The sequence below is a fragment of the Aeromonas sp. 600886 genome, from assembly GCF_049174935.1.
Taxonomy (GTDB): domain Bacteria; phylum Pseudomonadota; class Gammaproteobacteria; order Enterobacterales; family Aeromonadaceae; genus Aeromonas; species Aeromonas veronii_A.
In genome coordinates this window covers 107,871-118,050 of sequence record NZ_JAAKUB010000014.1, presented here as the reverse complement: position 1 = coordinate 118,050, position 10,180 = coordinate 107,871, and the positions used below count along the sequence as shown (strand labels likewise).

General features: G+C 57.6%; 9 protein-coding genes. 4 read left to right on the top strand and 5 right to left on the bottom strand.

What is annotated here, in order from left to right; translation table 11 throughout:
- Window positions 1-137 precede the first annotated feature (137 nt).
- Complete coding sequence (gene ppsA / locus G5179_RS12610) at window positions 138-2,510, bottom strand: phosphoenolpyruvate synthase (RefSeq protein WP_421258482.1); 2,373 nt, start codon at window positions 2,508-2,510, stop codon at window positions 138-140.
- 347 nt (window positions 2,511-2,857) lie between these two features.
- Between ppsA and ppsR the strand changes: the two genes are divergently transcribed.
- Window positions 2,858-3,670, top strand: a complete 813-nt coding sequence (gene ppsR / locus G5179_RS12605; RefSeq protein WP_005333888.1) for a posphoenolpyruvate synthetase regulatory kinase/phosphorylase PpsR — start codon at window positions 2,858-2,860, stop codon at window positions 3,668-3,670.
- Window positions 3,671-3,909: 239 nt separating this feature from the next.
- On the opposite strand, the gene G5179_RS12600 is transcribed toward ppsR, so the two are convergent.
- Window positions 3,910-4,206 carry a hypothetical protein gene (locus G5179_RS12600; protein WP_235664760.1) on the bottom strand — a complete coding sequence of 99 codons (297 nt, stop codon included), beginning with the start codon at window positions 4,204-4,206 and terminating at the stop codon, window positions 3,910-3,912.
- A 385-nt stretch (window positions 4,207-4,591) separates the two neighbouring features.
- Between G5179_RS12600 and G5179_RS12595 the strand changes: the two genes are divergently transcribed.
- The gene (locus G5179_RS12595) at window positions 4,592-5,974 is read left to right on the top strand and encodes an amino acid permease (protein WP_005352966.1); all 1,383 of its coding nucleotides are present in this window, start codon (window positions 4,592-4,594) and stop codon (window positions 5,972-5,974) included.
- 101 nt (window positions 5,975-6,075) lie between these two features.
- Here G5179_RS12595 and G5179_RS12590 read toward each other — a convergent pair whose 3' ends face one another.
- Complete coding sequence (locus G5179_RS12590; protein WP_128815807.1) at window positions 6,076-6,402, bottom strand: ArsR/SmtB family transcription factor; 327 nt, start codon at window positions 6,400-6,402, stop codon at window positions 6,076-6,078.
- Window positions 6,403-6,508: 106 nt separating this feature from the next.
- On the opposite strand from G5179_RS12590, the gene G5179_RS12585 reads away from it, so the two are divergent.
- Window positions 6,509-7,579 carry a permease gene (locus tag G5179_RS12585; RefSeq protein ID WP_421258481.1) on the top strand — a complete coding sequence of 357 codons (1,071 nt, stop codon included), beginning with the start codon at window positions 6,509-6,511 and terminating at the stop codon, window positions 7,577-7,579.
- A 127-nt stretch (window positions 7,580-7,706) separates the two neighbouring features.
- Here G5179_RS12585 and G5179_RS12580 read toward each other — a convergent pair whose 3' ends face one another.
- Window positions 7,707-8,045: an HAD family hydrolase gene (locus tag G5179_RS12580; protein WP_323912126.1), complete on the bottom strand. Its 339-nt coding sequence runs from the start codon at window positions 8,043-8,045 to the stop codon at window positions 7,707-7,709.
- A gap of 135 nt (window positions 8,046-8,180) precedes the next feature.
- Entirely contained in the window at window positions 8,181-8,378 is a 198-nt protein-coding gene (locus G5179_RS12575) for a hypothetical protein (protein ID WP_323912128.1), read from the bottom strand.
- 204 nt (window positions 8,379-8,582) lie between these two features.
- Between G5179_RS12575 and G5179_RS12570 the strand changes: the two genes are divergently transcribed.
- Window positions 8,583-10,136, top strand: a complete 1,554-nt coding sequence (locus tag G5179_RS12570) for a methyl-accepting chemotaxis protein (protein WP_216953960.1) — start codon at window positions 8,583-8,585, stop codon at window positions 10,134-10,136.
- Window positions 10,137-10,180: the final 44 nt, after the last annotated feature.

Sequence of the window (10,180 nt, the reverse complement as noted above, 5' to 3'; positions counted from 1 at the left end):
TGTTCGTTTCACACCTTGTCCCATCGGGTTCTCCATGTATTGGGGGGAAAGGTGTAAACCATATTCAGGACGGGACAAATAGCGATCAAAAGGGGGCCATTAGGCCCCCCTTTCTAATCACTCATGTCGATAGTGACTTACTTGGCGCCATGCTGCTCCGCCAGATAGAGCCAGGTATCGACAACTGTATCGGGGTTGAGCGACACCGAGTCGATCCCCTGCTCCACCAGCCAGGCGGCGAAGTCCGGATGATCGGAGGGGCCCTGACCGCAGATCCCCACGTACTTGCCCGCCTTGCGCGCGGCCTGAATAGCCATCGCCAGCAGAGCCTTGACCGCCTCGTTACGCTCGTCGAACAGATGGGCGATGAGCCCGGAATCCCGATCCAGCCCAAGAGTGAGCTGGGTCATGTCGTTGGAACCGATGGAGAAGCCGTCCACGTGCTCCAAAAACTTGTCTGCCAGGAGGGCATTGCTCGGGATCTCGCACATCATGATCACCTTTAGCCCCCGCTCGCCGCGGCGCAGACCGTTCTCGGCCAGGATGTCGATCACCTGCTCCGCCTCGCCCACGGTGCGCACGAAGGGGATCATCACCTCGACGTTGGTCAACCCCATCACATCGCGCACCCGCTTGATCGCCTCGCACTCGAGGGCAAAGCAGGGGCGGAAGCTGTCGGCGATGTAGCGGGATGCGCCACGAAAACCGATCATCGGGTTCTCCTCGTGGGGCTCGTAGCCACGACCGCCCACCAGATTGGCGTACTCGTTGGACTTGAAGTCCGACATCCGCACGATCACCCGCTCCGGCCAGAAGGCGGCCCCCAGAGTGGCGATCCCCTCGGTCAGCTTGGCCACATAGAACTCCCGTGGGCTGTCGTAACCGGCGATCATCTTGCCGATGGTGGCCTGCAGCTCTGGGGTTTGCAGGTCAAACTCCAGCAAGGCCTTGGGGTGCACGCCGATCATCCGGTTGATGATGAATTCAAGGCGCGCCAGCCCTACCCCGGCATTGGGCAACTGGGCAAAGTCGAAAGCGCGGTCCGGGTTGCCGACGTTCATCATGATCTTGATGGGCAGGCGCGGCATATTGCCCACCTCGGTCACCGCCACGTCGAAGTCCAGCTCGCCGTCATAGATAAAACCGGTATCCCCTTCCGCACAGGAGACGGTGATCCGCTGGCCCGGCTGAATATGATCGGTAGCGTTGCCACAGCCTACCACTGCCGGAATGCCCAGCTCGCGGGCGATAATGGCGGCGTGACAGGTGCGGCCACCCCGGTTGGTGACGATGGCGGAAGCCCGCTTCATGATGGGCTCCCAGTCCGGGTCGGTCATGTCGGTGACCAGCACATCGCCGGGCTGCACTTCGTCCATCTGGCTGATGGAGGAGATGACCCGCGCCGGGCCCGCGCCAATCTTGTGACCGATAGCACGCCCCTCGATCAACACCTTGCCCGCTTGCTTGAGGGCAAAACGCTCGAGGGTGTTGGCCTCCTGACGGCTGCGCACGGTTTCCGGGCGGGCCTGCACGATATAGAGCTGGCCATCCTGACCATCCTTGGCCCACTCGATATCCATCGGGCGGCCATAGTGCTGCTCAATGATGAGGGCCTGTTTCGCCAGCGCCATCACCTCCTCATCGCTGATGCAGAAGCGGCTACGCTCGGCCTCATTGGTGTCGACAATCTTCACCTGACGGCCGTGACCGGCATCGTCCGAGTAGGTCATCTTGATAAGCTTGGAGCCGAGGGTCTTGCGCACCACCGCCGGGCGGCCCCCCTTGAGGGTCGGCTTGTGCACATAGAATTCATCCGGGTTGACCGCGCCCTGCACCACCATCTCGCCAAGACCATGGGCACCGGTGATAAAGACCACGTCGTTGAAACCGGACTCGGTATCCAGGGTAAACATGACGCCGGAGGCGGCGAGATCCGAGCGCACCATCCGCTGTACCCCGGCCGAGAGGGCAACGCCCTTGTGGTCGTAGCCCTGATGCACCCGATAGGAGATGGCGCGATCGTTGAACAGGGAAGCAAACACATGCTTGACCGCCGTCATGACGGCATCGATGCCACGTACGTTGAGGAAGGTCTCCTGCTGACCGGCAAAGGAGGCGTCTGGCATATCCTCGGCGGTGGCGGAGGAGCGCACCGCAAACGAGGCCTCGACACCGGCACTCAACTTTTCATAGGCAACCCGGATAGCCTGCTCCAGTTCGGGCTGGAACGGGGCTTCGATCACCCAGTCGCGGATCTGCTGACCGGCCCGGTTGAGGGCGGCGATATCGTCCACGTCCAGATTGTCGAGCAGATGGTGGATCTTGCCGTTGAGGCCGCTTGACTCCAGAAACTCCTTAAACGCAAAGGCGGTGGTGGCAAAGCCCCCCGGCACGGATACGCCGGCGCCAGAGAGGTTGCTGATCATCTCGCCAAGGGATGCGTTCTTGCCGCCAACTCGTTCTACGTCCTGCATTCCGAGTTGTTCGTACCAGAGCACGTACTGTTGCACTTGGATGTCTCCAGGTTGGTGGGCACCGATGCCATAGCACCTCGTGCGCCCGATTTAATCGATGAGGTTATGGGTAAGTCAGGTGCGTTATTGTCGGTTTCTTTTGTTGCTAACGACCATGAAAACGTTTTCTATTGGTTTTCAAAAAAATCCCCGAGCAAGAGTTGGGGATGGTCGAATGACCGGAACATTCTACAATGGCGACACAAAAAGATAACGATTCAGGTTTGCAAGCCACTTCACAACTTGGGCACAGCAGACCGGTTGACAAAACTGGTATGGTTTCGGGAGATACTTCTCACCCCTTACCCCATGCGACCCCACCCGCGGTATCACAGGAGCCCTACGTGCACACCGTATTTTATGTTTCAGACGGCACCGCCATCACCGCCGAAGTGTTCGGCCACGCGGTACTGAGCCAGTTTCCGCTGGCCTTCGAGCAGATCACTATCCCCTTTGTGGAGACACTGGAGAAAGCCCGTCAGGTACGGATGCGGATCGACGAGCAGTTTCGCCAGACCGGGGTACGCCCCATTCTGTTTCACACCATCGTCGACCCGCTGGTACGGGAAGAGGTACTGAAATCGGAGGCGTGCGGCCACGACTTTCTCAATACCTTCGTCAGCCCGCTGGAGCAGGAGCTGGGGGTCAAAGCCGAGCCCCGCCTCCACCGCACCCACGGCATGGAGAACCGCAAGCTCTATGACGATCGCATCGAGGCGGTCAACTTCGCACTTGCCAACGACGATGGCATCACCACCAGGGAGTACGATGAGGCGGACATCATCCTGATCGGGGTCTCCCGCTGCGGCAAGACCCCCACCAGCCTCTATCTGGCGCTGCAGTTCGGCATTCGTGCCGCCAACTACCCCTTTATCGAGCAGGACATGGGCATGCTGGAGCTGCCCGCCCCCCTCAAGGCCAACCGTCACAAGCTGTTTGGCCTCACTATAGCGCCGCAGCGGCTGCACGAGATCCGTAACCAGCGCCGTGCCAACAGCCGCTACTCCTCCATCGAACAGTGCGAGCAGGAGCTGGCCTGCGTGGAGCGACTGTTTCGCCAGGAGGCGATCCGCTTCCTCGATACCAGCTCCCACTCGGTGGAGGAGATCAGCGCCAAGGTCCTCGAGGCAACCGGTCTGCGCCGCCAGCTCTGTTAAGCCAGCTTGACAGCTAGCGGCATCAACAAAAGATAAAAATTACAGTGTCGCGGCGAAAGTCAGCTGTGGCGAACTGCAATTCACATAGATGACAGTGAAAAGCGTGGATAAAAAAGGGATAAGCACCACAAATGCTTATCCCTCTTCTTGTCGACCTTGGCGTTGTGCCCTTGTCACCTGCTGCCAGTTAGCCGCTATTCGATTCCGTTCTGCTGCGCTCGGCAAACAGCCAGCGTTAACTAACGATTGAGCTCAGGGTTGTTCATCAACCGGGCATAGAAGGCCAGCAAACCGTGGCGCAGGCGAACCCGCTCCGCCAGCCAGCCGCCAACGAGCGCCCCCGTTACCCCACCCACCAGCAACAGCGACTGCCAGTAGTGCAGCAACTCCTGATCACCGAGTAACAGCCAACCCAGCAACATAATCGCGGCCACCAGCAACAACAGCGGACTGGCGGCAATCCCTAACCAGAGCGCCACCAGTACACCCCGGGCAACCCCTTGTTGCAGCACGCTTTCGCGCTCTCTGTACTCCAACTCCCTGCACTCTTCCCTGTACTCTCGCTTGTTTGGCATCATTTGCATCCATTTGTGGCCTGGCACCACAAAAGCACACCAACAATACAAAATGTCAATAAAACAGAATTCGATTGCACAAACATCAACCAGAAACTGCCAAGAAGCCTCTTAAGCTCATGAAAAAGCTGCCTTTGGTACAAAACACGGCCATTAGAGATGGAAAACAGGTGCATTCATGGCGGATTATCACTATTCTGCTTCGGTTGCCAGCCAACACTAAAAATTGAAAATGGCATGGCGTAACGAAATAAATACAGCTTTCGTCAGGTTTTGGCTACGCCTGCGGCCTGCTCAGGATGAGCCCAACACCGACCAGAGACAACAGAGACGTAAGGACAGACCCATGGATTTGAAACAAGACGGTGAGGAGCTGAAGCGCGGCCTTAAAAACCGCCACATTCAGTTGATTGCTTTGGGCGGCGCCATCGGCACCGGCCTCTTTCTGGGCATTGCCCAAACCATCAAGATGGCAGGCCCCTCAGTCCTGCTGGGGTATGCCATCGGCGGCTTTATCGCCTTCCTGATCATGCGCCAGCTCGGTGAAATGGTGGTTGAAGAGCCGGTAGCTGGCTCCTTCAGCCACTTTGCCTACAAATACTGGGGCGAGTTTGCCGGTTTTGCGTCCGGCTGGAACTACTGGGTGCTCTACGTGCTGGTGAGCATGGCCGAGCTGACCGCAGTGGGCATCTATGTCCAGTACTGGTGGCCCGAGATCCCGACCTGGATGTCGGCAGCCTTCTTCTTCGTGCTGATCAACGCCATCAACCTCTCCAACGTCAAAGCGTTTGGCGAAATGGAGTTCTGGTTCGCCATCATCAAGGTGGTCGCCATCATCGGCATGATTGGCTTTGGCGGCTATCTGCTCCTCTCCGGTGCCGGCGGCCCCGAGGCGAGCGTCACCAACCTGTGGGCTCAGGGCGGTTTCTTCCCCAACGGCATCAGCGGTCTGGTGATGGCGATGGCGGTGATCATGTTCTCCTTTGGCGGTCTGGAGCTGGTCGGTATTACCGCCGCCGAAGCGGACAATCCCGAGAAGAGCATTCCCAAGGCCACCAATCAGGTGATCTACCGCATCCTCATCTTCTACATCGGTGCTCTGGCTATCCTGATGTCCCTCTACCCCTGGGGTAAAGTGGTGGAAGGCGGCAGCCCGTTTGTGATGATTTTCCACGCACTGGACAGCAATCTGGTCGCGACCGTGCTCAACATCGTTGTACTGACGGCAGCACTGTCGGTCTACAACAGCTGCGTCTACTGCAACAGCCGGATGCTGTTCGGTCTGGCCAAACAGGGCAACGGCCCGAAAGCCCTGCTCAAGACCAACAAGAGCGGCGTACCGCTGGTTGCCCTCTCGGTCTCGGCCATCGCCACCCTGCTCTGCGTGCTGATCAACTACCTGATGCCGGGCAAGGCGTTCGGCCTGCTGATGGCGCTGGTGGTCTCCGCACTGGTGATCAACTGGGCGATGATCAGCCTCGCGCACCTCAAGTTCCGCAAGGCCAAGGTCGCGGAAGGCGTCCAGCCCAAGTTCAAGGCGTTCTGGTATCCCTTCGGCAACTACCTCTGCCTCGCGTTCATGGCCGGTATTCTGGTGATCATGTATATGACCCCCGATTTCCGCATCTCGGTCGAACTGATCCCCGCCTGGCTGGTGGTACTGGGCATTGGCTTTGTCATCAAGCGCAAAGGACAAGCTCAAAGCAAGGTCGCAGCCAATCTGGGTTAATGCCCGTAGCTGAGAAAAACAATGCAAAACGCCGATCGGATGATCGGCGTTTTTTTTATTGCGCGCAGCGCAACTGACCGCACTACTAGCAGCCATAGCCCTCAGGAAGGCAGCTCTTGCCTTTGATCTTGCCGATGCTCCGGGCTGTTGACGCAACACTCATCGCGGAAAAAGGCGATGATCTCCTCCAACACCGCGTATTGAGAGACGCAAAGCAGGGTGCGACTCTCCCGGTTTTGCTTCACCAGCCCCACCGAGACCAGCGCCGCGATATGGTGGCTGAGGGTGGAAGCGGGGATCACCAGCTGCTTTTGCAGCTCCCCCACTGGCAGCCCCTGCTCTCCCGCCTTGACCAGATGCTTGAAGATAAACAGCCGGGTCGGATGACCCAGCTCTTTCAATGCCTTGGCGACCTCTTCTAGTTGCATCTCTGCGCCCTCCACGAATTTGATATTTCGATAATACCAGAAATATCTTGACCGACCATTAATTTCGATTATTTTGGAAATATAGAAACCAAGTGAGGATACGACAATGAATGAGTGGTTAACCATGCTGACCGATGCAGCCCAGATGTTCCTGTTTCTGGCTGTCGAGCTGTCGGTGCTGTTTCTGGTCATTAGCGCCGGGGTCAGCCTGATCCGTCAGAAGATCCCCGACGAGAAGATCCAGCGGATGCTGGGGGCGAGACATGGCAAGGGCTATCTGCTCTCGGCCCTGCTCGGTGCCGTCACCCCCTTTTGCAGCTGCTCCACCATCCCCATGCTGAGAGGGCTGCTCTCGGCCAAGGCTGGCTTTGGCCCCACTCTCACCTTCCTGTTTATCTCGCCACTGCTGAACCCCATCATCGTCGGCTTGATGTGGGCCACCTTCGGCTGGAAAGTGACCCTGCTCTACGCCGTAATCGCCGCCAGCGTCTCCGTCATGGCGAGCATGCTGCTCGACAGGCTCGGGTTCGAGCGACATGTCATCGACCCCAAAGAGGCCACCCCCTCTTGCGGTAGCGGCTGTGGCCTGGCGACCCGCACCACAACTCAAGCACATTGCAGTGACAACCAACGCAGTGCCATTCGCGCAATCAAACCCCTCAACGGGGCAGCGTGCTGCCCGGCTCCGCAACCAGAGATGGCAGAACAGGCAACCCTCTCCTGCTGCGGCGATGGCACGGCAGTCCTGACCAGAGCACCACAGCTCCCCACCGCCTGGGGCAAAGCTCGCATTGATGCCTGGCAGCAGTTCAAAGCGGTATTGCCCTTCCTGCTGCTGGGGGTGCTCATCGGCTCGTTTATTTACGGTTTTATTCCGGCCGAGTGGATCGCCGCCCATGCTGGCGCCGACAACCCGCTGGCCATCCCCTTCAGCGCCATCGTCGGGATCCCGCTCTACATCCGTGCCGAGGCCGTGATCCCGCTGGCGTCGGTACTGCTGGGCAAAGGGATGGGGATGGGCGCCGTCATGGCGCTGATCATCGGCAGTGCCGGCGCCAGCCTGACCGAGGTGATCCTGCTCAAATCCATGTTCAGAACCCCGATGATTGCGTCCTTCCTTACCGTGATCCTCGGCATGGCGATCCTGATGGGCTACCTGACGCAACTGCTGTTTTAAACCACCCATTTTTAAGCAGGCAGAGTGTTAAGCCAGCTGAGTGTGAAACCATCAGGCTTCACATAGACAAAACGCCGATCAACAGATCGGCGTTTTGCATGTTCCGTATGACAATCTGCAACCGGCGTTACAGATATTGCCCGACGATGGTGAGCAGATCCTCGACGTCACAGACGATATGGTCGGGTTGGTGTTCCCAGCGCTCCGGGGTCGCGCGGCTCTGCTCGCCAAGCGCCCCTTGCAAATGACGGGCAAACTGCACATCCGCTTCATGGTCACCGATATAGATCAGCGACTGGCACCAGGCTGGGCCGAAGATAGACTCCAGACATTTGAGGCCACCGAAAGGATGAGGTTTTTGCTGCAGTCCGGGCACGTCATCATAGCCGACCACAGCCTTGAACCGGCTGTTCACGCCATGCAGTTCAAGCACCCGGAGAAGGTTTTTTAGGCGTTTTTCGAACAAATGCCATGGGAAATGGCAGAGAAATGGTCAATCACCACCTCCAGCTACTAAAAAATGCACCTAAGTCCCTGTCTCTCCTGATGTTTGGCTCACAGACTGCCAGCCTGCACTAGGCTCGTCCCGCGACAGGCCGTACTAATCCATATCGAGCGCCTGCCAGTTCTTGGCGGCGTGATTGGCGTGGTGATACTCCGCTTCGCTGCGCAGATAACGAGGTAACTGATCGCCGGTCAGATGGGGGGCGACCTCAGCCAGGATCTGCTTGGCGATATCGATATTCTGCGGCACCGAATTGACCAGGGTGCCGTCATAATTCCATAAAATCGCCCCCAACTTAATTGCCTTACCTGTATCGCTGCGTGGCTATAACTCATGCGATGTTACTTGGCTTGCGTCCCCCGCCAAACCGTTGCGATGGAAGATGTGTAGATGCCCCTGCTAGGCGCAGAACAGTTAATGAGCAACAACACAATAAAATGAGCAGCCTCTGCCATACTCAGACGATGCATTCCGTTATGGTAAAACCGGAGCCTGATCATGGTAACCAACACACCTCACACTACAGATACCGAAGTTGAATTTACCGACAACGTCCAGTTGGTATCGACCACCGATCTCAAAGGAGACATCACCTACGCCAATCCGGCGTTTTGTCAGGTGGCAGGCTATAGCCTTGAAGAGATGCTGGGACAACATCACAACCTGGTACGCCACCCAGACATGCCCAAGGCGGCATTCGCCGATCTCTGGGCCCATCTAAAAGCGGGCAAGCCGTGGCGGGGCATAGTCAAAAACCGCTGCAAGGATGGTAGCTATTACTGGGTTGATGCCTATGTCACCCCGATCTATGAAGATGGCAAGATGGTGGGTTACCAATCCGTTCGTTGCCGACCCTCCGCAGAGCACAAAGCGCGTGCCAACAAGATGTACAAAACCCTTAAGGCACGCGAAACCGGCTCCGCCATTCACATGGGGCAGCGCCTGCTCACTCCGGCCATCATGACCATACCCCTGCTGCTGCTCAGCGTGATCAGCGCGCTCTGGCTGCTCACACCACTGCAGGCGCTCTGGATCATCATTCCCCTATTGGCCACCCTCTGGTTCAACCGTAATGCGCTCTTCCTCACACCGCGATTCTTGCAACAGCTTGAGCAGGACTACGACAGCATCAGCCGCCTGATCTTCTCGGGGGATGCCCCCCACAGCATTGCCGATTTCCATATCAAGCTCTGGCAAGCCAGAATCCGTACCGTGCTGGGAAGAGTCGATGACACCACACTCTCGCTCAATGCCATGGCCAACAATTTGAGTGGTTCGGCCGCACTGGCCAGCAGGGATATCTCCTCACAGGATATGCAAATTCAGCAAGTCGCCACCGCAGTTACCCAGATGGCATCAGCTGCCGAAGAGATCAGCCGCAATATTCAGGACAGCAACCAGCAGATAGAAGAGGCGCGCAACCATTGCATCACCACCAGCAATCAGCTTTCCGATGCGGGAGAAGAGATGTCGGCACTGGCTACCCAGGCAGAGCAGGCCTTCCAGTCAGCCGTCGAGCTGGCAAGCGAGTCCGAACGGATCGGCAGCATCATGAGTGAAATTCGCGGGATTGCGGATCAAACCAACCTGCTGGCACTCAATGCCTCCATTGAAGCAGCGCGGGCGGGCGATCAGGGACGCGGCTTTGCAGTGGTGGCTGACGAGGTACGCAGCCTGTCGACCAGAACCCATAGAGCAACAGAGCAGATCCAGAGCAGCATTGGTCATATCCAGCAAACCCTCGGGGGATGGAAAGAGATGATGCATCTCAATGTGACCAGAACCAATGATTGCCTCGCAACCACTCGGGCAAGCACCGGCAACCTGAATCAGGTCGTGATCGAAATAGACAAGGTCTCTGATTTTTCCAATCAAGTTTCCGCTGCAGCGACTCAGCAGCAAGCGGTGATCGAGGAGATCTGTCGTAATATCAATCAGATATCCTCACTTTCTCACGATAACAGCCTCAAAATCGATCAGGTCAGTAAAACCAGTGCCAACTTGCAGAGCAAAGCGAGCCAGCTCAAGGACCTAAGCCGGACATTCGGATAGCAGCATGCAGATAAAGTCCATGTAAACGAAGGGCCACCCGTCTG

Bases quoted from the DNA above. Each gene is read 5' to 3' on its own strand.
- G5179_RS12590 (WP_128815807.1), bottom strand. From the start codon at position 6,402: ATGCAACTAGAAGAGGTCGCCAAGGCATTGAAAGAGCTGGGTCATCCG.
- G5179_RS12570 (WP_216953960.1), top strand. From the start codon at position 8,583: ATGGTAACCAACACACCTCACACTACAGATACCGAAGTTGAATTTACC.
- G5179_RS12595 (WP_005352966.1), top strand. From the start codon at position 4,592: ATGGATTTGAAACAAGACGGTGAGGAGCTGAAGCGCGGCCTTAAAAAC.
- G5179_RS12585 (WP_421258481.1), top strand. From the start codon at position 6,509: ATGAATGAGTGGTTAACCATGCTGACCGATGCAGCCCAGATGTTCCTG.